Source organism: Burkholderiales bacterium (genome assembly GCA_036262035.1).
GTDB lineage: Bacteria > Pseudomonadota > Gammaproteobacteria > Burkholderiales > SG8-41 > JAQGMV01.
This window is the reverse complement of the sequence record DATAJS010000031.1, coordinates 371,667-396,270: the sequence shown is the minus strand read 5'-3', so window position 1 is coordinate 396,270 and position 24,604 is coordinate 371,667. Positions and strand designations below refer to the sequence as shown.

Here is a 24,604-nt window from a genome sequence, read left to right as displayed (position 1 = left end):
CCTGTTAATATACCGAAGGAGACGCGCCAAGGCACGATAGACCACTCGCGGCATTCATCGTTCCGGCCGCTTCCGCACGCCTCCCACAGCCCGTCCACTCCAAAGTGTCCCAGCGCGACCGCATGACCCCTCTGGAATTGCGCGCGAGCCTGTCGCTCGCGAGCATATTCGGCCTGCGGCTTCTCGGCATGTTCGTGATCCTGCCGGTGTTCGCCATCTACGCGGAGCACCTGCCCGGAGGCGACAACCTGACCCTCGTCGGCGTCGCGATCGGCGCGTACGGGCTCACCCAGGCGATCCTGCAGATTCCTTTCGGCGCGTGGTCCGACCGCTACGGGCGCAAGCCCGTGATCTACACCGGGCTTGCGATCTTCGCGGCCGGCAGCTTCGTCGCCGCGGCGGCGACCAATATCTACGTGGTGATCCTCGGTCGCATTCTCCAGGGCGGGGGCGCGGTCTCCGCGGCGGTGATGGCCATGGCGGCGGACCTCACGCGCGAAGAGCACCGCGCCAAGGCGATGGCGATGATCGGATCGACCATCGGGCTCGCTTTCGCGCTGTCGCTGGTAGCGAGCCCCTGGCTCAACCGAGCGATCGGCGTACCGGGCATCTTCGCGATGACCGGGGTGCTCGCGCTCCTCGCGATGGTCGTCGTCTGGCGCCTGGTTCCCGACGTGACCGAGAGCAAGCCGAACGAGCGCTCCGGCGCGCTGCGCGACTTCCTCGGGGTGCTCGCGGATCCGCAGCTCGGGCGGCTCAACGTCGGCGTGTTCGCGCTGCACGCGGTCCTGATGGCGATATTCATCGCGATCCCGTTCTCGCTGCGCGACGCCGGCCTGCCGGTGGCCGAGCACTGGAAGATCTATCTGCCGGTGATGCTCGGCTCGTTCGTGCTGATGATGCCCGCGGTGATGAGCGGCGGGCGCGCGCGCATGCGGACGTACTTCGTGGGATCGGTCGCGCTGCTGATCGTGGCGCACGCGGCGTTGCCGTGGCTGGCGGGCAACGTCGTGCTGCTGACCGTATTCCTCGTGCTCTTCTTCGCGCCTTTCAACATCCTCGAAGCGCTGCTGCCGACGCTCACATCGAAGCTCGCGCCCGCGGGCATGCGGGGTGTGGCGATCGGCGTGTACAGCAGCGTGCAGTTCCTCGGGACGTTCGTCGGCGCGGTCCTAGGCGGTTTCGCCTACGGCCACTGGGGCCGCACGGGCGTTGTGATCGTAAACACGGCGCTGCTCGTCGTGTGGCTGGCCGCGGCGCTCGGCATGAAGTCGCCCGCCGCCACGAGCACGCGCAGCTATACGCTGCCGCACCTGGACGGCGACCGGGCGGCGGCGCTGGCCGAGCGCGTGCTCACGCTGCAAGGCGTGCGTCAAGCCCGCGTCGTGTCCGAAGGAAACACGCTCACCGTCGAAGTGGACAGTGAGAGCTTCGACGAACACAATCTACTTCAACTGATTACAGCGGAGGGCTGACATGGCCTCGGTCAACAAAGTGATACTCATCGGCAACCTCGGCAAGGACCCCGAAGTCCGCTACCTGCCGAGCGGCGACGCCGTCACCAACATCAGCGTCGCGACCACCGACCAGTGGAAAGACAAGAGCGGTGAGCGCCAGGAGCACACCGAGTGGCACCGCGTCGCGTTCTTCGGCAAGACCGCCGAGATCGCGGGCGAGTACCTGCGCAAGGGATCGCCGGTGTACATCGAAGGGCGCATCCGCACGCGCAAGTGGCAGGACAAGGAAGGGCAGGACCGCTACTCGACCGAGATCGTCGCCGACCGCATGCAGCTCCTCGGCGGCCGCGGCGGCGGTGGTGGCGGCGGCGGTGGCGGTGGAGAGCCGATGGCGCGCGAGCCGATGGGAGCGGGCGCTAGCTCCGGCGGCGGCGGTGGCGGCGGCTCGAAGGCCCCCGCGCGCAAAGGCGGTGGCGCCTTCGACGAGATGGACGACGACATACCGTTCTAGCGCCCGCTGGCGGGCGCTGCGCTTCCGCGCCGGTGAACGGCTCGGAGGGAAACCCATGGTTTCCCTCCGAGACCTCCCTTCCTTTGAATCGAGCTAGACCCGAGCTTGGTCGTGCACAAGTAGCGACGCGAGCGCGGCGGAGAAGACGCGGCTCGCGGCGCTGTCGGCGCGGCTGGTGAGCACCACCGGCGCGCGCAGTCCCATCACGATGCCCCCGGCGATGGCGCCGCTCAGATAGACGAGCGATTTGTAGAGCACGTTGCCGGCTTCGATGGTCGGCACGACCACGATGTCGACGGCGCCCGCGACCGGCGATTCGATGCCCTTGATGCGCGCCGCCTCCGCCGAGACTGCGAGGTCGAAAGCGAGCGGACCGTCCACGATCCCCCCGGCGATCTCGCCGCGCGCCGCCATGTCCTTCAGCGCCGCCGCGTCGACGCTCGAAGGCACGCCCTCGCTCACCGTCTCGCTGGCCGAGAGCGCCGCGACCTTGGGCGTCTCGATGCCCGCTGCGCGCGCGAGGTCGATCGCGCTCTGGGTGATGTCGCGCTTCACCTTGAGCCTCGGCGCGACGTTCACCGCCGCGTCGGCGATGAAAAGCAGGCGCGCGTGGTGCGGGACGTCCATCACGAACACGTGGCTCACCCGGCGCGAGGTGAGCAGCCCCGCCTTGCGCGACGCGAGCCCCCGCATGAGCTCGTCGCTGTGCAGGCTGCCTTTGACCAGCGCCCGCGCGCGGCCTTCATGGACGAGCGTCGCAGCGCGGTGCGTGGCGTCGAGCGGATCGGCGGCATCGACGATCTCGAACGCGTCGCGATCGTAGCCGTGCTCGCGCACGAGGCGCTCGATGTCGGTGCGCGGACCGACGAGCACGGGCTCCATCAAACCTGCGGCACGCGCTTCGCGCGCGCCTTCGAGCGCGCCCGCGCTGCATGGGTAGATCACTGCGGCGGACACGCGGCCGTGCGCGCGCGCACGCTCGACGAGCGCCGCAGCCTTGTGATGCTCGGGGCTTACGGTCACGCCGCCGGCCATTCGTCCGTGGCCGGGCTTCGCGCGCTGCGGCGGCTGAAGCGCTGCAGTACCAGCGCCCCCAATCCCCCGCAGGCAGCCAGCAGCAGCACGACCGCGCCGAGATACGGAATGCTCGTGACGAGCGCGAGCACGACGATCGCACCCGCCATGAATGCGTACTGCCGCCAGCCGGCGAGCGTGTGGCATCCGACCGTGCGCGCCATGCCCTGGGCGACGAGCAGCGCCGTGACCACGTAGCCGAAGACGAGCGCGAGCGCCTGCATCGCGATCAGCGCGACGCCGATGGGTATGCCGATGATCGTGATGATCAGCAGCACGGCGACCGGCGGCACGCTGAAGAAGAGCGCGATACCCATACCGAGGCTTCTGACCGGCGCCGCCGCCAGCGTGCGCGTCGAGCTTGCGGTGAGGCGCGGAAAGACCGCGAGCGCGAGCATCGCGAACGCGAGCAGCGCCGCGATCACGAGCGGCCTCAGCGGCTTCAGGCCGGGCAGCGTGGCTTCGGGGTCGGCCGCCTCGAGCCGTTTCGGCCGCCGCGTGACCTTGCCGTCCACGACCGCGAGCGGATGGATCTTGATCGCCTCGCTGCTCGCGTAGACGAGGTCGCCGTGTATGCGCGCCTGCTCGCCGATCTCGATGCGCTCGCCCGAGAGCTCGACCGGGCCGAAGGTCTCCCCGGTCACGCTGATCTCGCGGCCGTAGACACGCACGCCCGAGATGTAGCGGCCGCCGAGGGCGACGTTGGCGGCCGCGAGCCACGTCTCGCCGTGAATCTCGGCCGTGGAGGTGAGGATGATGCGTGCTGCCGCGAGCAGCACTTCGTGCCCGACTCGCGAGGAGACGGTGATGATGCCGCCGGCGCCTCTCAGGTCTTCGCCCACGGCCGACTGGACGTCGATCGAGCCGGCGCCCAGCACCGCGTCGCCGGAGATCGGCTGATCGATGTGGATGCGCCCGGCCGCCGCCACGACGTCGCCCTGCACCGGACGATCGATGCGCACCTCGGCGCCCGCCATGTAGACATTCGACGGCGCGGTGTCGTCTTCGATCGCGGCACCGGCCGGCGCGGCGACCAGCGCGAGCGCCGACAGGATACGCAGCACGGCGCCGATCAGCCGGCCGGCGCGAGCGAAAAGTGAGGGTAGAACGTGCACTCGTCTCATCGATTTGTTATTGCGGTGCCACAGCGCGGGCGGTGCTTGCAAACGCGGACTTCGCCCCCACCTCACGCACGTTCGGTTCTAACCGATTCAGGTATAATCACTTTTTAGGGTTCGGGAGCAATTATGCCGATTTACGAATATCGCTGCTCGACGTGCGGTTTTCAGAAGGAATACTTACAGAAGGTGAGCGATCCCCGGCTCACGCACTGTCCCGAATGCGGGAAACCGACCTTCGACAAGCTGCTCTCGGCCGCGGGCTTCCAACTCAAAGGCAACGGCTGGTACGTCACCGACTTCCGCGATAAAGGCTCCAAGCCCAAGTCCGACACCGCAAAAGCGGACAGCAGCACCGAAACCAAGAAGGACGACAAGAAGTCCGACCCGGCCGCCTCCTGCGGCGCCGGCACCTGTCCCGCCTGACCTGACCGATCGACGGCCGCCCCGTTTTCATAGCAGCGGCCGCTGCGCGTGACCCCGGATCCGTCACCCGGCTCACGCATTCACGAACGACGCCGCCTCCGCGGGCGGCGGACCTCAAAGCCCGCGATCTTCCCCGCCCGAACCATGCCTTCCAAGAATCCGATCCGGCGTTACTTCATCACCGGCCTCTTGGTTTGGGTGCCGCTCGTGATCACGGTCTGGGTGCTCTCGCTCCTCGTGAGCACCATGGACCAGACGCTGCTGCTCCTGCCGCCGCAACTGCGGCCCGAGCACTGGCTCGGCTATTACATCCCCGGCATGGGCGCGGTGCTCACGGTGCTCGTCGTCTTCTTCACCGGCCTCTTCACCGCGAACATCGTCGGCCAGCGCCTGGTGCGCTGGGGCGAGCGCGTCCTCGCGCGCATTCCCGTCGTCAACAGCATCTACAACGGTGTGAAGCAGGTGAGCGATACCCTGTTCTCGCCGGGCGGTCAGGCGTTCCGCAAGGCGCTGCTGGTGCAGTGGCCGAGCCCGGGGATGTGGACGATCGCGTTCCTGACGGGCACGCCGGGCGGTGACGTGGTCAACCACCTGCAGGGCGACTACCTCAGCATCTACGTGCCGACGACGCCGAATCCCACGGGCGGCTATTTCGTGATGGTCCCCAGGAGCGCCGTCATCGAGCTCGACATGACGGTCGACGAAGCGCTCAAGTACATCATCTCGATGGGCGTGGTCGCGCCCGGCTACGGCAGGCGCCCGCCGCTTGCGGGCCGGCGCGATGGCGCGCTCGACAAGCCGGTCGCGGCACCCGATCCGCAGCCCACGACCGGGCAACCAACCTCACATTGAACGTCCATTATGCGTAGCGAATACTGCGGCCTCGTGAGCCGCGCCTACCTCGGCCAGACCGTCACTCTCATGGGCTGGGTGCATCGCCGCCGCGACCACGGCGGCGTCATCTTCATCGACATGCGCGACCGCGAAGGCCTCGTGCAGATCGTCTGCGACCCCGACACGCCCGAGACGTTCGCAACGGCCGACAAGCTGCGCAACGAATTCGTGCTCAAGGTGACCGGCCGCGTCCGCGAGCGCCCGCAGGGCACGATCAATCCGAATCTGGTCTCGGGCGAGATCGAAGTGCTGGCGAAGGACATCGAGATCCTCAATCCCTCGCTCACGCCGCCGTTCCAGATGGACGACGAGCACCTGTCGGAGACCGTGCGCCTGGAATACCGCTTCCTCGACCTGCGCCGGCCGCAGATGCAGAAGAACCTGCGCCTGCGCTACAAAGCGGCGATGGCGGTGCGCCGCTACCTCGACGAGAACGGCTTCATCGACATCGAGACGCCGATGCTCACGCGCTCCACGCCCGAAGGCGCGCGCGACTACCTCGTGCCGTCGCGCGTGCACTCCGGCCACTTCTTCGCGCTGCCCCAGTCGCCGCAGCTCTTCAAGCAGCTGCTGATGATCTCGGGCTTCGATCGCTACTACCAGATCGTCAAGTGCTTCCGCGACGAGGACCTGCGCGCCGACCGCCAGCCCGAGTTCACCCAGATCGATATCGAGACCTCCTTCCTCACGCAGGAAGAGATCATCACGATGATGGAAGATCTCGTGCGGCGCATGTTCAAGGACACGCTGGACGTCGATCTCCCGATTCCGTTCCCGCGCATGAAGTTCGACGAAGCGATGGCGCGCTACGGCTCGGACAAGCCGGACCTGCGTATTGCGCTCGAGCTCACCGAGCTCACCGGGCTCATGAAGAACACCGATTTCAAGGTGTTCCGCGAAGCGGCCCAGATGAAGGACGGCCGCGTCGCCGCGCTGCGCGTGCCCAACGGCGGCAGCCTCACGCGCAGCGAGATCGACGGCTACACCGACTACGTGAAGGTCTACGGCGCGAAAGGTCTCGCGTACATCAAGGTGAATGCGCTCGAGCGCGGCGCCGAAGGTCTCCAGTCGCCCATCCTCAAGTTCCTTTCGCCCGAGGTGACCAAGGAGATCCTCGAGCGCACCGGCGCCAAGGACGGCGACCTCATCTTCTTCGGCGCGGACAAGGCGAAAGTCGTCAACGATGCGCTCGGCGCGCTGCGGCTGAAGATCGGCCACGAGCGCGGCCTCGCGGCGAGCGGGTGGCGTCCGCTGTGGGTCGTCGACTTCCCGATGTTCGAGTGGGACGAGGAAGGCAAGCGCTGGAACGCGATGCACCACCCGTTCACGTCGCCCATGGACGGCCACGAGGACCTGCTGCAGAGCGACCCCGGCGCCGCGCGCGCCAAGGCGCACGACATCGTGCTCAACGGTTGGGAGATCGGCGGCGGCTCGGTGCGTATCCATCGCGAGGACGTACAGTCGAAGGTGTTCCGCGCCCTCAACATCGGCAAGGAAGAAGCCGAGGCGAAATTCGGGTTCCTGCTCCAGGCGTTGCAGTACGGCGCGCCGCCCCACGGCGGCATCGCTTTCGGCCTCGACCGCATCACCACGCTGATGGCGGGCGCCGAATCGATCCGCGACGTGATCGCGTTCCCGAAAACCCAGCGTGCGCAGGATCTGCTCACCCATGCGCCGAACGAAGTCGACGAGCAGCAGCTGCGCGAGCTCCATATCAGGCTGCGCAACGAGCCGAAGAAGGCGTAAGCGGCCGCCGATCGCAGATGAGCGAGCTCGCGCTGCGCATCGCCATTCGCTGCGGACTGTTCGCCGCGGCGCTGGCGGTCGTATTCGCGGGTCTCGTTCCGGCCTCGTCGGCGCAGCCGCGCGTCGGTGTCACGGCCGCGGTCGTGGCGCTCGCCGACCTGCCGCCGGAGGCGCGGCAGACCGTCGTGCTGATCCGCCGCGGCGGGCCTTTTCCGTATGAGCGCGACGGCATCGTCTTCGGCAATTTCGAAAAACGCCTGCCGGCGCGCGAGCGCGGCTACTACCGCGAATACACCGTGCCCACGCCGGGGCTCAAGCATCGCGGCGCCCGGCGCATCGTGAGCGGCCGCGGCAGAGAGCTCTACTACAGCGACGACCATTACCAGAGCTTCAGGCGGATCCGCGAATGAACGCTGCCCCTCACCGCCTCACCGCGCCGCAGTCGGGCGTGTATCGCACCCCGGTGCACGTCGACGCCGTCCGCCACTCGCTCGCCCAGGACGCGCTGTGGCTGGACCTCGATCTCGCCCGCGTCGGGAACAAGTCCGGCCTCATGGACGCGTTCGCCACGGCGGGCCTGCCGGATCACTTCGGCCGCAACTGGGACGCGCTCGCCGATGTGCTCACCGATCTGAGCCGGCACGCTGCGCCCGCGTACGTGCTGAGGCTCGGCAACGCCGCATCCGCCGCCCGCGCGCTCGGCGCCGATTGGGCGACGCTGATCGAGGTGCTGCGCCACGCCGCCGACTACTGGAAGGGCAAGGGAACTCCCTTCGTCGTCTTCGTGGACGACGGGGCCGAGCTCCCCCCGTGGATTTGAGCGCGCGGCCGTTCAAGACGCCGATCTCGGTGCTCGTGGTGGTGTACACCCCGGCGCTCGAGGTGCTGATGCTCGAGCGCGCCGATCGGCCGGGGTTCTGGCAGTCGGTCACCGGCAGCCGGGACGAGTCCGAGACGCTGGAACAGACTGCCGCGCGCGAGGTCGCGGAGGAGACCGGCATCGACGTGTCGCGGTACGGACTCGTCGACTGGGCCACTCAGAACCGCTACGAGATCTATCCGCACTGGCGCCACCGCTACGCCCCGGGCGTCACCCACAACACCGAGCACGTTTTCGGTCTCGAAGTGCCGGATCGCGTGCCGGTGACGCTCGCGCCGCGCGAGCACCTCGCCTACGCATGGCTCCCCTGGGGCGAGGCCGCCGAGCGCGCGTTCTCGTGGACGAACGTGAACGCGATAAAAATGTTGCCCGAAAGGTTAAAAAACCGCGGGAACTTAAGGGTTTAGCGCCGGCCCGATCCGAACCGCGCGATTTCGCGCAGGGGCACTAATCGCGGCGATTAGGCTCAAAGTCTTAACCGGCGGCTTTATGGTATGTTCGTCGTTTGCTGCTCCTACCGGAGGATATGAAGAGAATGGAAGTCAGCACCATCGCTTTTGATCGTTTCAAGCCGCTCGCCGACGACGCCTGCGAGGCGCGTATCGTCGCGGCGAAGAAAGCGCTCGGTGATCGTGCGGTGATCCTCGGTCACCACTACCAGCGCGCCGATGTCTACAAGCACGCCGATCTCACGGGCGACTCGCTGCGCCTGTCCAAGCTCGCCTCCCAGACCGACGCCGAATACATCGTGTTCTGCGGCGTGCACTTCATGGCCGAAGTCGCGGACATCCTGTCGAAGCCGCACCAGAAGGCGATCCTGCCCGACCTCTCCGCCGGCTGCTCCATGGCGGACATGGCGAACCTCGCGAAGGTCGAGCGCGCGTGGCGCGAGATCTCCGAAGTGCTCGACCCGGACGAGAAGATCACGCCGGTCACCTACATCAACTCGGCTGCCGACCTCAAAGCGTTCTGCGGCGAGCATGGCGGCATCGTCTGCACCTCGACCAACGCGCGCGAGATCCTGCAGTGGTCGCTCAAGCGGCGCGAGAAAGTCCTGTTCTTCCCCGACCAGCACCTCGGGCGCTGGACCGGCTACCTCATGGACATCCCGCTCGCCGAGATGCTGGTGTGGGATCCCGACGAGCCGATGGGCGGCCTCACCGCGCAGCAGCTCAAGATGGCCAAGATCCTGCTGTGGAAAGGCCACTGCTCGGTGCACCAGATGTTCCAGGCGCAGCACATCCTGCGCTGGCGCCAGCAGAACCCGAGCGGCATGGTCATCAGCCACCCCGAGTGCAACTTCGAGGTCTGCAAGCTCTCGGACTACGTCGGCTCGACCGACTTCATCATCAGGACGATCCAGCAGAGCGCGCCCGGCACACGCTGGCTGGTGGGGACCGAGCTCAACCTCGTGAACCGCCTGGCCGAGGAGATGAAGCCGCAGGGCAAGGCCGTGCAGTTCATGGCGCCCACGGTGTGCATGTGCTCGACGATGGCGCGGATCGACCCGCAGCACCTCGCGTGGAGCCTCGAGAACCTGGTTCAGGGCAAAGCGGTGAATCAGATCAAGGTCCCGAGTCGCGAAGCCGACCTCGCCCGCGTGGCGCTCGACCGCATGCTCGCGGTGTCCTGATCTCCCTACGGAGCGCCTGTCCGGGCGCTTGACCGAAAACGGCCTGTCTCGACGACAGGCCGTTTTTTTTCGGTCGACCGTGAGATTTGTCCCGGTCGCCGTCGCAAACACCCTAAACCAAACGGCCGACGTTAAAGAACGGCCCTTCGGCAGCCGTAACCGGTGACGAAGGGATATTCCTATGTCGACAACAAGAAAAACCGTGACCGGCTTCACTATTTTCGAGCTCATCGTCTCGATGGCCGTCGCCGCGGTCCTGGCCGCGCTGGCGCTGCCGTCGTTTGCCGAGTTCATCGACGACAACCGTCTGCGCGGGGTCGCGACCGAGCTCGTGTCGGACCTCAACCTGGCCCGCGCCGAAGCGATCAAGCGCAACGCGCGCGTGCTCGTCTGTCCCAAGGTGGGCAATTCCAACTGCGCGTCGAACGCCAACGTCAAGTGGAATGAAGGCTGGATCGTTTGCTACGACGCGGATGCGGACGGCAAGTGCGACGCCGGCACCGACAGCGACCCGAACCCGATCCGCAGCGTCAACCCGATGCCCGCAGGCGTGACGCTCGAGGCCAGCGCGGCCGACGTGCGTTATACCGCGACCGGCTCCACGACCGGTCAGGTGGTGTGGGACCTGGCCGGCAGCACGAGCAAGGTCAAGCGCACGATCACCGCGGCCGGCACCGGCAGCGTCAGCCTGCTCAAGAAATGAAGACCGCGATCCCGTCGGCCGCGCAGCGCGGCTTCAGCATGATCGAAGTGCTCATCACGATGTTCGTGATCGCGATGGCGCTGCTCGGCACCGCCGCGCTGCAGGCTTATTCGCTGAAGGTCAGCCAGGGCGGACAGTTCCGCACCCAGGCGGTCATGCTCGCCACCGATCTCGTCGAGCGCCTCGCCGCCAATACCGCCGCCGCCGCCGCCGGCAACTACGTGGCGACGCTGCCCTCGAGCTCCACCGTCAGCGACTGCAGCGCGAGCGCGTGCAGCCCGCAGCAGATGGCGCAGTACGACCTCGCGCGCTTCCAGGACCACATGCAGGCCGCATTGCCCGACGCGACCGCGACGATCTCGCGCAGCGGCACGGGGCCGTGGCTGTACACCGTACAGATCACGTGGAAGGAGCGCAGCTTCAAGCGCAAGGACTCGAATTCCTCGCTGGCCGGGCCGACCGAATCGTTCTCGTATACGGTGAGCCGCCGGGTCAACGATCCGTCGGCGGTGAGCTGACCGCCATGACGAATCGCGCCGGCCGCGCCCGCGGCTTCACCCTGGTCGAGCTGATGATCGCGCTGACCATCGGGCTCTTTCTCGTCGGGGCGATGCTCACCACGCTCATGACGAGCGCAGCGCTCGGCCGCACCAACGAGCGCGCGTCCGACGTGAACATCAACGGCAACTACGCGCTCTCGATCGTCAAGCGCGACGTGCAGCACGCGGGCCATCTCGGTCTCACCAGCGTGTTTTCGCCCGACGCGCCGCTCGATGCCAAGTTCACGGTGGCGAACGTGTGCGACGCGGCGAAGATCGGACAGATCTCGCAGCGCATCTGGGGCGACAACGACAACAATCCGTATTCGGGCACGTGCCTGAAGTCGACCGACTATTCGCAAGGTGACGTGCTCGTGGTGCGGCGGCTCTCGACGAGCCCCGCCGCCAAGATCGCCGACAACGTCGTGTACTACCGCTCGTCGTACGAGGGCGGCGACTATTTCACCTCGACGAGCCTGCCGACCGCGCTGCGCCAGCCGCCGCTGCTCGACTACCGCCTCGAAGAGACGGTGTATTACGTCAGTCCGTACACCACGAGCGCCGGCGAGTCGCCGCGCGTGCCCGCGCTCTACCGGCTCAAGCTCGCCGACGGCCCGAAGATGCAGCCCGAGCTCGTCGCGAGCGGCGTCGAGAACCTCCAGGTGCGCTACGGGATCATCGACAGCGCGGGCAATTATCAGTACCTCGACGCCCAGAACGTCGGCGCGCGCTGGGACCTCGTGACCGCGGTCGACATCTCGCTCCTCGTCCGCGCGGGCGCGAAAGAACCCGGCTACACGGCCAGCGCCACCTACAAGATCGGCGACCGGACCATCACCGCGAGCGACGGCTATCGCCGCGTGGTCTTCAGCACGGTCGTGGACCTGCGGAACTGACCATGCGCGCGTTCCCACTCCGTCAGCGCAGCCGCGGCGCCGCGCTCGTCACCAGCCTGATCGTGCTCGGCGTGCTCATGCTGATGGGCGTATCCGCGTACGTGCTGTCCAAGACGCAGTTCAAGCTCGCGGGCAACGTGCAGTTCCAGACGCTCGCCCTGACCGACGCCGAGAACGCGCTGTCGCAGGCGGAGCTGTGGATCAACACGCACGCGAACGACGACGCGTTCACCAAGAGCGGCACGCCGGGGATCTATCCCAAGAACACGGCGCCCGCGGACCCGCTGACGGCCACGTGGGACGACACCACCTCGGTGAAAGTCGATGCCGACGGCAACCAGCGCTACATGATCGAGCTCTACATCGACAATCGCGTGCTGCCGACGGCCAGCATCGCGAGCCTGTGCAACAACACCTACGGCGCGCCGGGGCCGTGCCCGGCGGTCAACGTCTATCGCATCACCACGCGCGGTGCGAGCCGCCTCGGCGCCGCCAAGGTCGTCCAATCCCTGTACGCGCTGCCCATAGCGATCAAATGAAAACCGTGACCCGCAACTTCATCATGGCCGCGGTCTTCGCGGCGCTCGCCACGGCAGGCGCGCTCGTATACGGCGCTCTTTCGGTGACGCCCAGCGGACAGCCGTTCGGCATGGCGCCCGCGGTGGCGGTGAGCGGCTTCAACGTGGCGAGCGGCAACGAGGTCGAGTTCCAGACATGGTTCGATCCGGTCGTCTGGCGCGGCGACGTCGCGGCTTACAAGCTCGGAACGACCGCTGCCGCACAGACGCCCGCGAAGTGGCTGGCGAGCGAGCGGATCAAGGCGCAGAACTGGGATACCGGCCGGCGCATCGTCACGCGCGATGCCGCGGGGACGAACATTCCTTTCCGCTTCGCCAATCTGTCGCAGACGCAGAAGGATGCGCTCGCGGCCGGCGACGCGACCAAGGGCGGGAAGATCCTGAATTTCGTGCGCGGCGACCGCAGCAACGAGCAGGAATTCAAGCAGAAAGCCGCCGACGGCACCGTCAGCGTCATCTCGGGCAGCGCGGCGGGCATCTTCAGAGGCCGCGCCAGCGTGCTCGGCGACATCATCCACGGCAAACCGGTCTACGTCGGCGCGCCGCCCGCGAACTACACGTCCGACAACTACGCGACGTTCAAGAGCGCCAACAGCGCGCGCAAGCCGCTCGTCTATACCGGGGCGAACGACGGCATGCTGCACGCGTGGGACGCGGCGACCGGCGACGAGGTGTTCGCCTACGTCCCTTCGATGCTGATCCCCAAGCTGAAGGCGCTGGCCGAGCCGGTCTACACGCACACTTATTTCGTCGACGGCGCGATCACCGTGGGTGATGCCTACCTGTCCAGCGCCTGGAAGACCGTCCTCGTCGGCGGCCTCGGCGCAGGCGGCAAGGGACTGTACGCGCTCGACGTCACCGACGCCACGGCGGCCGACGAGAACGCGGCGAAGGCGAAGATCCTGTGGGAGATCAGCAATACCACGAGCGGCTTCGACGATCTCGGGCTCACGTACTCCGAGCCGATAATCGTCAAGCTGAACACGGGCAAATGGGCGGCGATCGTCGGCAACGGCTACAGCGACGCCACCGCGCAGACCGGCTCGGGCAAGGCGGTGCTGTACGTGATCGATCTCGCGACCGGTGCGCTCGTGAGGGCGCTGGATACCGGCGTCGGCGACACGAACAACCGCAACGGGCTTTCTTCTCCGAGCGCGATCGATATCGACGGCGACGGCGACGTCGACTACGTGTACGCGGGCGATCTCGAAGGCAACCTGTGGAAGTTCGACCTTCGCGACAAGACGCCGGCCCAGTGGACGAAGAGCGCGCTGTACCAGGCCGGGCGGCCGATCGTCGGCGCGCCGGATGTCGCGAACCATCCGCTCGGCGGCTTCATGGTGTACTTCGCGACCGGCGCGATGTTCACGGTCGCCCAGGCGCTCGACGAGACGCTGCAGAACCACGCGTACGGCATCTGGGACGGCGCTCCGGCCGCGAACAAGGACCTGCTCGAGCAGAAGCTCGAAGAGAATACGGTGGCTTTGGCCTCCGGTTCCGGCGCGAGGCGGGTTCGCACGAGCACCGGCAAGAGCATCGACTGGACGCTGCACAAGGGCTGGCGTACCGAGCTTCCGCCCGGAGAGCACGTCATCGGTACCGGCTTCGTCCGTGACGGCCGGTATCACTTCACTTCGGTCATCGCCAAGACCGAGACTTCGGCCTCGGGCGAGAGCTGGCTGATGGAGCTCGATTACCTCAACGGCGCCACCGACGGCAAGATCGTCTTCAACGCGAACGAGAGCACCGACGGCAAGATCGACGAGAGCGACGCGGTGGCCGGGGAGACGGGCAACGAGCGCGTGCCGGTAGGGATGTATCTCGGCTCGGGTCTGTGGTCGCAGCCGGTGCTGGTGCTGGTCGGTTCGGCGAGCACGACGCTCTTCAACACGAACACGCTGGCCGGCCCCGGCGACGACCAGGGCGAGCCGACGACGCAGACCGAGACGGGCATCAAAGGCGGCCACTTCGATTACGACTACTACAACAGCGCGAACGGCTCGACCGACAAGCACGAGCACATGTACGACGACCTGTACGATGCGACCGGCGCGAGCTTCACCAGCGCGAGCGACCCGGCCTTCAACCTGGTCGGCGACGGCAGGGTCACCGCGACCACCGAGTTTTTCGTGCTCGTCTCCAACGGCGACCTGTCCCCCGGCGTGGACATCACGGTCGGCGGCCAGACCTGGCCGGCTTTCAAGTTCCCGAACAAGTTCGACGGAACGCAGCCGATCTACACGCCCGCGACGGTCAAGAAGTTCCAGTTCGAGATGTCCGCGAACGCGCTCGAGTCGAGAGACTGGGGTACCGGAGTCGTTCGCGCAGGCCTGCATCCGACCGCGCCCGAATGCGCGATCTATTATCCCAACCTGTTCGGCACGGACAAGGAGATCCACAACGGCGCGCTCACGATCTGGGTGGTCAAGAAGAACACGCCCGTGAGCGCCATCGTGGAGAACGTGAAAGGGCAGCCCGAGAAAGGCTACAAGGTCACGAGCGATTCGTACGTGCTCAAGAAGTGGACGGTGTTCTGGCACAACGGGAAGTTCGGCGTCGGCACCTCGCCGTGTTACGGCCAGGCGGGCTGGGTCATGAACCCCGCTCCCGACCCCGAAGCCGACCTGCACACCACCTCGCGCACGCGCGATCCGCTGTCGGAAGATCCGAGCGGTCTGCCGCGGCTGGTCGCGACGGGGAGCACCAGCACCTTCGTGCCGAGCGCGACGTACAACCCCAAGAAAAACGACAAGAGCGGCACGATCACCAACGTGATCACCTACGCCGACGGCACCACCGTTACGACGACCCAGGTGCTCGACAAGAAGGGCAAGGTCGTCAGCTCGACGACCAAGACCGTCACGCCCGCCGTCACCGGCGGGGGCGGGGGCACGACGCCGTCCGCGGCGCCTCCGGCGCAGGTGGCGTCCACGCCGATCAAGGGATGGATGGAGACCCGCAGCGCCGGCAAGGTGGGCCGCGTGGCGTGGCGCGAAGTCATACGGGATTGAACATGAGACACATCATTCGACAGCGGGCGCGTCGGCGCCCGGCCGGTTTCACCCTGATCGAGCTGCTGGTGGTCGTCGCGGTCGTCGCGTTGCTGGCCACGATCGCGTATCCGTCGTATCGCGACCACATCCGCAAGTCGAGCCGCGTCGCAGCCCAGCAGGAGCTGCTTGAGCTTTCGGCGATGCAGGAGAAGATCTACCTCAACTCCAACGCGTTCACGTCCAAGCTCACGAACGCCTACGACGGCACGACGAGCGGCGGCCTCGGCAAGACCGGGGGCAAGAGCACCGACGGCCGCTATACGCTCGCGCTCACCGCGACCGCGCAGAGCTACACCCTCAGCGCGACGCCGGTCGCGGGCACCCAGCAGGACGGCGACGGCGCGTTTCAGCTCGCCTCGACCGGCACGCGCACCTGCCCCGATCCTGCGCCAACCTGGTGCAAGAACGGCATCTGGTAGCGCGCGGCTGACCGCTCCGCACCGCCCACGGCGGGTGCGCATCCTGCTTGGGGTAGAGGCAGGTGCCCATCCTGCTATGATGCTTCGGTGCAAGAGCTCCACGTCGTCACGTACAACATCCACAAGGGCCTGTCGCTGTTCAACCGGCGGCTGGTGATCCACGAGCTGCGGGACCGCCTGCGCGACCTCGGGGCCGACATCGTGTTCCTGCAGGAAGTGCAGGGCATACACGACCACCATTCCCAGCGGCACGGCGACTGGCCGTCGCAGCCTCAATACGAGTTTCTCGCGGACTCGGTCTGGGGCGATTTCGCGTACGGGCGCAACGCGGTCTACGACCACGGCCACCACGGCAACGCCATCCTCTCGCGCTATCCGATCGAGCGCTGGGACAACGAGGACGTCTCGGCGCATCGCTTCGAGCAGCGCGGGCTCCTGCACTGCGAGATCAACGTTCCCGGCTGGCACAAGCCCCTGCATTGCCTGTGCGTGCACCTCGCGCTCACCGCGCGCGGCCGCAGCCGCCAGCTCGAGCGCCTGCGCCAGCGCATCGAGCGCCTGGTGCCCGCCGACGCGCCGCTGGTGATCGCCGGCGACTTCAACGACTGGCACTGGCGCCACAAGGCGACTCACGAGCTCGCGCACCCGCTCAACATGCACGAGGTGTTCGAGCTGATCAAAGGCCTTCCTGCGCGCAGCTTCCCCGCGATGCTGCCGCTCTTCCGCCTCGACCGCATCTACGTGCGGGGCTTTCGCGTGAGGCGCGCCCACGTACACCACGGCCCGGTCTGGGGCCGCATCTCGGATCACGCGGTACTCACGACCACGCTCGAACCGGTATGACCGAGTTCGTGGAGGGTAACCGGCTCACCTTGCTGGAGAGCGGGCGTGCCTACTTTCCCGCGCTCGAAGCCGCGTGCGACGCGGCGCTCACCGAGATCCACGTCGAGACCTACATCTTCGAAGAGGACGACGCGGGGCAGCGCATAGCGGCCGCGCTCGAGCGCGCCGCCCGGCGAGGCGTCGCAACGCACGTCCTCGTCGACGGCTTCGGCTCCAAACGCATGTCGGACGCGCTCCAAAGACGGCTCGGGGACGCGGGCGTCAAGCTCCTCGTCTACCGTCCGGAGCTCGCAAGCTTGCGCTTCCAGCGCCAGCGCCTGCGGCGCCTGCACCGCAAGCTCGCGGTGATCGACGCGCGGCTGGGCTTCGTCGGCGGCATCAACATCATCGACGACATGCACACGCCGGGGCACACGCCGCCGCGCTTCGACTACGCCGTTCAGGTGGAGGGACCGCTCGTCGAGCAGATCCACTCCGCGGCGAAGCGCCTGTGGACCATCGTGCTCCTGACCCAGCTCGGCGGCGGCTGGCCCGACGACGAGGGGCCCGACGCGGACGTGCGTCCCAAGGGCACCCAGGCCGCGGCTTTTCTCGTCCGCGACAACCTCTGGCACCGCAACGACATCGAGGAAGCGTATCTCGAGGCGATCGCCCGGGCGCGCAGCGAGATCCTGATCGCGAGCTCGTATTTTTTCCCGGGGCTTTCGTTTCGACACGCGCTGGCCGAAGCGGCGGCGCGAGGCGTGCGGGTCCTGCTGCTCCTCCAGGGACGGGTCGAATACCGGCTCCTGCACTATGCGTCGCGCGCGCTGTACGGGTCGCTGCTGGACTCGGGCGTGGAAATCCACGAGTACCACAAGAGCTTTCTGCACGCGAAAGTGGCGGTGGTCGACCGCGTCTGGGCGACCGTGGGCTCGTCGAACATCGACCCTTTCAGCCTGCTCCTCGCCCGGGAGGCGAACGTCGTCGTCATGGACGAGCGCTTCGCAACCGAGCTCAGGGAAAGCCTCGGCAACGCCCTCGAGGAGGGCGCCAAGCAGGTCCAGCCGGAGCGCTGGCACCGGCGGCCGCTGCTCCATCGGCTCGCGCACTGGGGCTGCTACGGCTTCGCGCGGCTGCTGACCGGCCTGTTCGCCTACGGCCAGGGGCAGGAATTCAGCAGCTAGGCCGATCGGCCTAGTTTTCGGTGGCCGGGTACCGTGTTTGCATCCACATCAGGTGAAAGCTGGGGGCCATGCTCCCGGTTTTCATCCTCCTCCTTTGGTACGTCTTCGGGCGCGGACTCCGCGCCCGTTTTTTTTCTGCCGTCCGGCGCAGGGAGGCGCGGCGGACGGGCGTTGATTCGCCGCTAGAATCCACCCCCTCATGAGATCTCATCGCGGCGTCGAGCCGCCCCCCCGTCCCGATCCCTCCCGCCGCGGCCGCGAATGGCGCGTCGTGCCGCTGGTCCTGCCGTACGTCTGGGAATACAAGTGGCGCGTCGTCGTCGCGATGATCTTCCTCGTCACCGCCAAGCTCGCCAACGTGGCGGTGCCGCTCGTGCTGAAGGAGATCGTCGACGGCCTGACGCCGACGCAGGCGGCGCTCGCCATGCCGCTTGCGCTGCTCGTGGCGTACGGCGCGCTGCGGCTCTCGACCACGCTCTTCGCCGAGCTTCGCGACCTCGTGTTCGTGCGCGTGACCCAGCGCGCGATCCGCCGCATCGCGCTCGGCGTGTTCCGGCACCTGCACGCGCTGTCGCTGCGTTTCCACCTCGAGCGTCAGACCGGCGGCGTGTCGCGCGACATCGAGCGCGGCTCGCGCGGCATCTCGACGCTGCTCTCCTATCTCCTGTTCTCGATCGTGCCCGTCGTGCTCGAGTTCACGCTCGTCGCCGCGGTGCTCTTCGCGAAGTTCGACTGGCGGTTCGTCGCGGTCACGTTCGGCGCGGTGGCCGTCTATCTCGCCTTCACGTTCGCGGTCACCGAGTGGCGCATCGACATCCGGCGCCGCGCGAACGAGCTCGATTCCAAGGCGAACACGCGCGCGATCGACAGCCTGCTCAATTACGAGACGGTCAAGTACTTCAACAACGAGGAATACGAGGCGCGCCGCTACGACGAGAACCTGAAGCAGTACGAATCGGCCGCGGTGAAGACCGAGGCGTCGCTCGGCATCCTCAACATCGGACAGAGCTTCATCATCGCGATCGCGATCACGCTCCTGATGATCCTCGCGGCGCAGGGCGTGGTCGCCGGCACGCTGACACTGGGCGACCTCGTGCTCATCAACGGGCTGCTGATCCAGCTGTACATCCCGCTCAACTTCATGGGCATGGTGTACCGCGAGATCAAGCAGGCGCTGGTCGACATGGACCGCATGTTCACGCTGCTGGAACAGAACCGCGAGATCCAGGACCGTCCGGACTCCGTCGACGTGCCCGCGGGCCCGCTGTCGGTGCGCTTCGACCACGTCGATTTCGGCTACGACGTGAAGCGGCAGATCCTGCACGACGTCTCGTTCGACGTACCGGCGGGAAGCAAGGTCGCGGTCGTCGGCGCGAGCGGCTCGGGCAAGTCGACGCTCGCGCGGCTGCTCTATCGTTTCTACGACGTGGGCGCGGGCAGCGTGCGCGTGAACGACGTCGACATCCGCGACGTCAGGCAGTCGTCGCTGCGCGGGTCGATCGGCATCGTCCCGCAGGACACGGTGCTCTTCAACGACACGATCTACTACAACATCCGGTACGGACGTCCCGAAGCCACGAGTGAAGAGGTGATCGAAGCCGCGCGCGCCGCACACATCCACGACTTCATCAGCTCGCTGCCGGACGGTTACGACGCGCGGGTCGGCGAGCGCGGGCTCAAGCTCTCGGGCGGGGAGAAGCAGCGCGTCGCGATCGCTCGCGCGATCCTCAAGGGGCCGTGCATCCTCATCTTCGACGAGGCGACCTCCGCGCTCGATTCGAAGTCGGAGAAGGCGATACAGGCCGAGCTCGACCGCATCGCCCGCGGCCACACCACGCTGGTCATCGCGCACCGCCTGTCCACCATCATGGATGCGGACGAGATCCTGGTGATGGACGCGGGGAGCATCATCGAGCGCGGCACCCATCGCGATCTTCTCGCGCGCCGGGGTGCGTACGCCCAGATGTGGGCGCTTCAGCAGCAGGAGGATCTCGCGCGCGAGCGCGACGAAGCCGTCGCCGCCGCCGGGTGAGCGCGCCTTACGCGGCGCTTTTAAGGCGCGGCTCGGGCCGCAGGTCGCTCGGCAGCGGGAACACGATCGTCACCACCGTGCCGCGGCCGTTGGGTCCCGGGTCGAGGCTCACCTGCGCGCCATGGCTTTGCGCGATCTCGCTCACGATGGCCAGCCCCAGTCCGCAGCCTTCGGTGCCGGTGCCGAGCACGCGGTAGAAGCGCTCGAAGACGCGCGCGCGCTCGACGTCCGGAATGCCCGGCCCGTTGTCCTCGACCTGCAGCGTCGGACCCGACGCGTCGTTCGCGACGTGCACCGTCACCTGTCCCCCGCCCTGCGTGTAGCGGATCGCGTTGTCGAGCACGTTGTTGAGCATCTCGCGCAGGAGAAAGGGGTCGCCCTCGACGTAGGCGCCCGCCGATGCCGCGTCGAAGCCGAGGTCGATGTTGCGCTCCAGTGCGCGCGGCACCCAGTCGGTGGTCGCTTCGCGCGCGAGCTGGCGCAGGTCGATGATGTGGCCCGGCTCCATGCGTCCGGCCATCGGCTCGGCGCGCGCGAGCGACAACAGTTGATTCACCAGGTGCGTGGTGCGCTCGGTCGCGCTGCGCAACTGGCGCAACGTGGTCTGTGCTTCGCCTTGCGGCGCCTGCCGCAGCGCGAGCTCGGTCTGGGTCTTCAGTCCCGCGATCGGTGTTCGCAACTGATGCGCTGCGTCGGCGATGAAGCGCTGCTGCGCGGCGAGCGCGAGGCTCAGGCGCTCGAGCAGGGCGTTCATCGCGAGGATCAGCGGCCGCACTTCCTGCGGCGCGTGCTCTTCAGGCAAGGCGGACAGATCGCGATGCGAGCGGTTCTCGATCTCGCGGCGCAGGGTCACGAGCGGCGCGAGGCCGCGGCCGACCGCGTACCAGATCATCACGCCCGCGGTCACGATGAGCAGCGCCTGCGGCAGGACCATGCGCAGCAGGATCTGCCGGGCGAACTCGTTGCGCGCCGAGCGATTCTCCGCGACCTGCACCATCACCATGCCTTCGCTCTTCCCGGGCTCGAGCGGAAGCTGCAGGGTGACGATGCGCACGTTGCGCCCGCGATATTCGTCGTCGTAGTAGTTGACGCGGCCGGAGAAAGGATCGGGCGGCGGGGGCAGGTCGGGCTCGCCGGTGATGTACTCGTTGTGCGGTCCGGTGACGCGGTAGTACAGCCTGCCGGACTCGCGCGATTGCAGCATCTGCAGCGCAATCTCCGGCAGATCGACGTAGATGCGCTCGTTCAGCACCTTCACCTGCCGGCCGATGTCGAGCGCGGATTCGAGCAGGGCGCGGTCGTAGGCGAGGTTGACGAAGCGATTCGCGATGTCGTAGTCGACGACGCTGCTCACCGACCACAGGATGAGCAGCGGCCAGCCGAGCCACACCAGAACCTGCCTGCGCAGCGTCGTCTGCTTGCGCCCGGTGGGCGCGGGTAGAGCGGCCTCAGGCACTCGGGACCTTCTCCAGCAGATAGCCGAGCCCGCGGATGGTGCGGATCGACACGCCCGCCGATTCGAGCTTGCGGCGCAAGCGGTGCACGTAGACCTCGATCGCGTTCGGCCCGACTTCCTCGTCCCAGCCGTAGAGCTGCTCCGCGAGCTGCTCCTTGTTGACCACGCGGCCGCTTCTCATCATCAGCACTTCGAGCACGCCGAGCTCTCGCGCCGACAGATCGAGCGGCTCGCCCGAGAGCGTCGCGCGGCGCCCGGCGGTATCGAGCACGAGCGCGCCGTGCGTGAGCACCGATGCGCCGCCGGACTGCCCGCGCCGGATGAGCGCGCGCACGCGCGCTTCGAGCTCCGGCAGATCGAACGGCTTGGTGAGGTAATCGTCGGCGCCCAGATCGAGGCCTTTCACACGGTCGGACAGCGCGTCGCGCGCCGTCAGCACAAGCACCGGTGCGTGCGCGCCGCGCCGGCGCAACCGACGCAGCACTTCGAAGCCGTCGAGGCCCGGCAGGCCGAGGTCGAGTATGACGAGATCGTACGCCTGCGCGCTCAGCACGTGGTCGGCTTCGGCGCCGTCGCTCAGGCAATCGACCGCGTACTCCGAATGACGCAGCGAGCGCGTCAGTCCGTCTGCGAGCACGGGATCGTCTTCGACGATGAGGATTCTCATGGATGTTTCGCGGGGCGGCGTCTGTCGATGCAGTGTAAATCACGGCGGCCCGTGTCAGCGCCGCCCCTACATACAGGCAGTAATCCCCGTATGTAAGCTTCACGTAAGTCTCCATTGTTAACGTCGAACCATCGGCTGACGTCCTCGGACGTGAGCGCTTTACCGAATTCTGACCTCGTCAGTCTTTCCTCCTCGGAGGCCTGGCAGTTGCAACGACCTGTGCTGAGCGGGTAGTTGCATGGCCTCTTTCAATCCCGCCGGGGCATCCCACACTGTCCCGAGCGGGGTTTTTTTTAGCCCCCGTGACTTTTCTCGTCGGCGCAGCGCCGGCGGAACGCGTTGCTGGTGATGCTGAAAAAGCTCTTGAAATGTGTTGGTTAAGCCTGTATTTTCGCGAAGATTATTGCTTCGACGCGCACCTGGGCGCAGCACGGGAGAGGAGAGTTCGGTGAAGGGCTTCGTCATGGCGCTCGTCGCGGTGTTTGCGTTGCACGGCGCGGCGTGGGCGGCCCCCCAGACGTCCCAGAAATCGAGCAAGAAGGCCCACCAGGCCAAGCCCCAGTCCAAGTCCCAGGCCAAGGCGGCCGCCGCGCGCTCCCAGGCGCGCGCCGCCAAGCCGCGGGTCAAAGCCGCGGCACCCGCACCCAAACCGCGCCCCCACCCCGTCCATCTGCTGCCCGCAGTCCACGACAACGGCGCCGAGCCCGAGCTGCGGTCGGCGGCGGCCTACGTGATCGACGCCACGGCAGGGCGCACGCTGTATGCGAAGAACATCAGCAGCGTCCAGCCGATCGCATCGATCACCAAGCTCATGACCGCGATGGTCGTGCTCGATGCCAAGCTCGAGCTCAACGAGCTGATCGCCATCACCGACGACGACGTCGACGCGCTCAAGCACACGAGCTCGCGCCTCAGAGTCGGGACCATGCTGTCGCGCGACGACCTGCTGCATCTCGCGCTGATGGCCTCCGAAAACCGCGCGGCATCCGCGCTTTCGCGCGCGTATCCGGGCGGACAACCGGCTTTCATCGAGGCGATGAACCGCAAGGCGGTCGAGCTCGGCATGAACAGCACCCACTTTCTCGACAGCACGGGCCTCAATCAGGGGAACGTGTCGAACGCCGAGGACCTGGCGAAGATGGTCACCGCGGCATACCGCTATCCCCTGATCCAGCGCTACACCACCGACACCGAGCACGCGGTGCAGTCGAACAGCGGCCGAACCCTGCAGTTCCGCAACTCGAACGGGCTGGTGCGCAGCGACGACTGGCAGATCGACGTCTCCAAGACCGGCTACATCCAGGAAGCGGGCCGCTGCCTGGTGATGCAGGCGCGCATCGCGGCGACGCCGATCATCATCGTGCTGCTCGATTCCTGGGGCAAGTACACCCGGATCGCCGACGCAAACCGCATCAAGAAGTGGGTCGAGGTGCAGCTCGCTCGTCCCTCTCCCGGCTGAACCGCCGAACGTCGAGCCTCGAGCGCTGACTGCGTCGCGCGCTCTTGTGCGTCCTGAGCAAACCTTTCCGGGCCGACCCGATGCCGTCGAGCGCGCAGTTCGAATTTCGTGACCTCAAGCCCGGCACGGGCTCCTTTCTCGACGACGTCGTCAAAGGACTCTCCGCGGCGCAGAAGACGCTGCCGCCGAAGTACTTCTACGACGAGCGCGGGGCACAGCTCTTCGACGCGATCTGCGAGCTCCCTGAGTACTACCCGACGCGCACCGAGCTCGCCATGCTCGAACGCTCCGCCCCCGACATCGCGCAGCGCATAGGCGCCGGAAGCGCCATCGTCGAATACGGCAGCGGCTCGGGCCGCAAGACGCGGCTCGTGGTGCGCGCGCTCCAGCCGCACGTGTACGTCGCGGTCGACATCTCGGGCGAGCAGTTGCGCGAAGCCGGGACCGCGCTGGCGCGCGAGTTTCCGAGCGTGAGAGTGATCGCCCTGTGCGCGGACTACACGCGTGAGCTGCCGCTGGACGAGATCGCGATGGACGACGTGAGCCGCCGCGTGGTGTTCTTCCCGGGCTCGACGATCGGCAACTTCGATCCGGCCGACGCGCTCGCGTTCCTGCGCAACGCGCGGCAGGTCGCCGGGCGCGGCGGCGCGATGCTCGTCGGCGTCGACCTGAAGAAGGATCCCGCGCGCCTGCACGCGGCGTACAACGATGCGCAGGGGGTGACTGCGGCTTTCGATCTCAACGTGCTGGCGCGCATCAACCGCGAGCTGCATGCCGATTTCGATCTCGACCGCTTCGAGCACCGCGCGCACTACGACGAGCGCGAGGGCCGCATCGAGATGCACCTGGTCAGCCGCGGGGCGCAGCGGGTGCACGTCGACGGACGCGCTTTCGACTTTCGCGACGGCGAGACGATACACACCGAAAACTCGTACAAGTACTCGGTGGAGGATTTCCAGACGCTCGCCGCTCGCGCAGGGTTCGAGGCCGTGCACTGCTGGGTCGACCCGCAGCGCCTGTTCTCCATCCACTACCTGACCGTGCCGGCGTGATG

Annotated in this window: 24 protein-coding genes; 20 read left to right on the top strand and 4 right to left on the bottom strand. The window is 67.1% G+C overall.

Annotated features, from left to right (window positions below; genetic code table 11):
- Positions 1 to 122: 122 nt before the first annotated feature.
- A complete protein-coding gene (locus tag VHP37_31820; protein HEX2830965.1) occupies positions 123 to 1,475 on the top strand; it encodes an MFS transporter in 1,353 nt (450 codons plus the stop codon).
- A gap of 1 nt (position 1,476) precedes the next feature.
- Positions 1,477 to 1,968 (top strand): single-stranded DNA-binding protein, encoded by a 492-nt coding sequence (ssb, locus tag VHP37_31815; protein HEX2830964.1) that lies wholly within the window; start codon positions 1,477 to 1,479, stop codon positions 1,966 to 1,968.
- A 93-nt stretch (positions 1,969 to 2,061) separates the two neighbouring features.
- Here ssb and VHP37_31810 read toward each other — a convergent pair whose 3' ends face one another.
- Both VHP37_31810 and VHP37_31805 read right to left on the bottom strand, forming a co-directional pair.
- Complete coding sequence (locus VHP37_31810) at positions 2,062 to 3,003, bottom strand: bifunctional enoyl-CoA hydratase/phosphate acetyltransferase (protein HEX2830963.1); 942 nt, start codon at positions 3,001 to 3,003, stop codon at positions 2,062 to 2,064.
- The gene (locus VHP37_31805; protein HEX2830962.1) at positions 2,988 to 4,106 is read right to left on the bottom strand and encodes a hypothetical protein; all 1,119 of its coding nucleotides are present in this window, start codon (positions 4,104 to 4,106) and stop codon (positions 2,988 to 2,990) included. Before VHP37_31805 ends, VHP37_31810 begins: the two co-directional genes overlap by 16 nt.
- 183 nt (positions 4,107 to 4,289) lie before the next feature.
- On the opposite strand from VHP37_31805, the gene VHP37_31800 reads away from it, so the two are divergent.
- From VHP37_31800 to VHP37_31725, 16 genes are all read left to right on the top strand, one after another.
- Positions 4,290 to 4,586: an FmdB family zinc ribbon protein gene (locus VHP37_31800; protein HEX2830961.1), complete on the top strand. Its 297-nt coding sequence runs from the start codon at positions 4,290 to 4,292 to the stop codon at positions 4,584 to 4,586.
- 144 nt (positions 4,587 to 4,730) lie between these two features.
- On the top strand, positions 4,731 to 5,438 hold the full coding sequence (locus VHP37_31795; protein ID HEX2830960.1) for a DUF502 domain-containing protein: 708 nt from the start codon (positions 4,731 to 4,733) through the stop codon (positions 5,436 to 5,438).
- Between the two features lie 9 nt (positions 5,439 to 5,447).
- Positions 5,448 to 7,226 carry an aspartate--tRNA ligase gene (aspS, locus tag VHP37_31790; protein HEX2830959.1) on the top strand — a complete coding sequence of 593 codons (1,779 nt, stop codon included), beginning with the start codon at positions 5,448 to 5,450 and terminating at the stop codon, positions 7,224 to 7,226.
- Positions 7,227 to 7,243: 17 nt separating this feature from the next.
- Complete coding sequence (locus tag VHP37_31785; GenBank protein HEX2830958.1) at positions 7,244 to 7,636, top strand: ribonuclease domain-containing protein; 393 nt, start codon at positions 7,244 to 7,246, stop codon at positions 7,634 to 7,636.
- Positions 7,633 to 8,046: a barstar family protein gene (locus VHP37_31780; GenBank protein HEX2830957.1), complete on the top strand. Its 414-nt coding sequence runs from the start codon at positions 7,633 to 7,635 to the stop codon at positions 8,044 to 8,046. The genes VHP37_31785 and VHP37_31780 overlap by 4 nt, the downstream gene beginning before the upstream one ends.
- Entirely contained in the window at positions 8,043 to 8,513 is a 471-nt protein-coding gene (gene nudB, locus VHP37_31775; protein ID HEX2830956.1) for a dihydroneopterin triphosphate diphosphatase, read from the top strand. The genes VHP37_31780 and nudB overlap by 4 nt, the downstream gene beginning before the upstream one ends.
- Positions 8,514 to 8,641: 128 nt before the next feature.
- Positions 8,642 to 9,739, top strand: coding sequence for a quinolinate synthase NadA (nadA, locus tag VHP37_31770; protein HEX2830955.1), 1,098 nt, complete (start codon positions 8,642 to 8,644; stop codon positions 9,737 to 9,739).
- Between the two features lie 202 nt (positions 9,740 to 9,941).
- Complete coding sequence (locus VHP37_31765) at positions 9,942 to 10,442, top strand: GspH/FimT family pseudopilin (GenBank protein HEX2830954.1); 501 nt, start codon at positions 9,942 to 9,944, stop codon at positions 10,440 to 10,442.
- The gene (pilV, locus tag VHP37_31760; protein HEX2830953.1) at positions 10,439 to 10,960 is read left to right on the top strand and encodes a type IV pilus modification protein PilV; all 522 of its coding nucleotides are present in this window, start codon (positions 10,439 to 10,441) and stop codon (positions 10,958 to 10,960) included. The genes VHP37_31765 and pilV overlap by 4 nt, the downstream gene beginning before the upstream one ends.
- A gap of 5 nt (positions 10,961 to 10,965) precedes the next feature.
- The gene (locus VHP37_31755; GenBank protein ID HEX2830952.1) at positions 10,966 to 11,877 is read left to right on the top strand and encodes a PilW family protein; all 912 of its coding nucleotides are present in this window, start codon (positions 10,966 to 10,968) and stop codon (positions 11,875 to 11,877) included.
- A 2-nt stretch (positions 11,878 to 11,879) separates the two neighbouring features.
- A complete protein-coding gene (locus VHP37_31750; protein ID HEX2830951.1) occupies positions 11,880 to 12,416 on the top strand; it encodes a hypothetical protein in 537 nt (178 codons plus the stop codon).
- Positions 12,413 to 15,466, top strand: a complete 3,054-nt coding sequence (locus VHP37_31745; GenBank protein HEX2830950.1) for a PilC/PilY family type IV pilus protein — start codon at positions 12,413 to 12,415, stop codon at positions 15,464 to 15,466. Before VHP37_31750 ends, VHP37_31745 begins: the two co-directional genes overlap by 4 nt.
- 2 nt (positions 15,467 to 15,468) lie before the next feature.
- Positions 15,469 to 15,927 (top strand): type IV pilin protein, encoded by a 459-nt coding sequence (locus VHP37_31740; GenBank protein HEX2830949.1) that lies wholly within the window; start codon positions 15,469 to 15,471, stop codon positions 15,925 to 15,927.
- Between the two features lie 87 nt (positions 15,928 to 16,014).
- Positions 16,015 to 16,770, top strand: coding sequence for an endonuclease/exonuclease/phosphatase family protein (locus VHP37_31735; protein HEX2830948.1), 756 nt, complete (start codon positions 16,015 to 16,017; stop codon positions 16,768 to 16,770).
- Positions 16,767 to 17,936: a cardiolipin synthase ClsB gene (gene clsB / locus VHP37_31730; protein ID HEX2830947.1), complete on the top strand. Its 1,170-nt coding sequence runs from the start codon at positions 16,767 to 16,769 to the stop codon at positions 17,934 to 17,936. The genes VHP37_31735 and clsB overlap by 4 nt, the downstream gene beginning before the upstream one ends.
- 199 nt (positions 17,937 to 18,135) lie before the next feature.
- Complete coding sequence (locus tag VHP37_31725; GenBank protein ID HEX2830946.1) at positions 18,136 to 19,968, top strand: ABC transporter ATP-binding protein/permease; 1,833 nt, start codon at positions 18,136 to 18,138, stop codon at positions 19,966 to 19,968.
- Between the two features lie 7 nt (positions 19,969 to 19,975).
- Here VHP37_31725 and VHP37_31720 read toward each other — a convergent pair whose 3' ends face one another.
- Positions 19,976 to 21,424 (bottom strand): sensor histidine kinase N-terminal domain-containing protein, encoded by a 1,449-nt coding sequence (locus VHP37_31720; protein ID HEX2830945.1) that lies wholly within the window; start codon positions 21,422 to 21,424, stop codon positions 19,976 to 19,978.
- Positions 21,417 to 22,091: a response regulator gene (locus tag VHP37_31715; GenBank protein ID HEX2830944.1), complete on the bottom strand. Its 675-nt coding sequence runs from the start codon at positions 22,089 to 22,091 to the stop codon at positions 21,417 to 21,419. The genes VHP37_31720 and VHP37_31715 overlap by 8 nt, the downstream gene beginning before the upstream one ends.
- Before the next feature lie 448 nt (positions 22,092 to 22,539).
- On the opposite strand from VHP37_31715, the gene pbpG reads away from it, so the two are divergent.
- Together pbpG and egtD are read left to right on the top strand one after the other, a co-directional pair.
- The gene (gene pbpG, locus VHP37_31710; GenBank protein ID HEX2830943.1) at positions 22,540 to 23,550 is read left to right on the top strand and encodes a D-alanyl-D-alanine endopeptidase; all 1,011 of its coding nucleotides are present in this window, start codon (positions 22,540 to 22,542) and stop codon (positions 23,548 to 23,550) included.
- Between the two features lie 80 nt (positions 23,551 to 23,630).
- On the top strand, positions 23,631 to 24,602 hold the full coding sequence (gene egtD / locus VHP37_31705) for an L-histidine N(alpha)-methyltransferase (protein ID HEX2830942.1): 972 nt from the start codon (positions 23,631 to 23,633) through the stop codon (positions 24,600 to 24,602).
- The last annotated feature ends 2 nt before the right edge of the window (positions 24,603 to 24,604 follow it).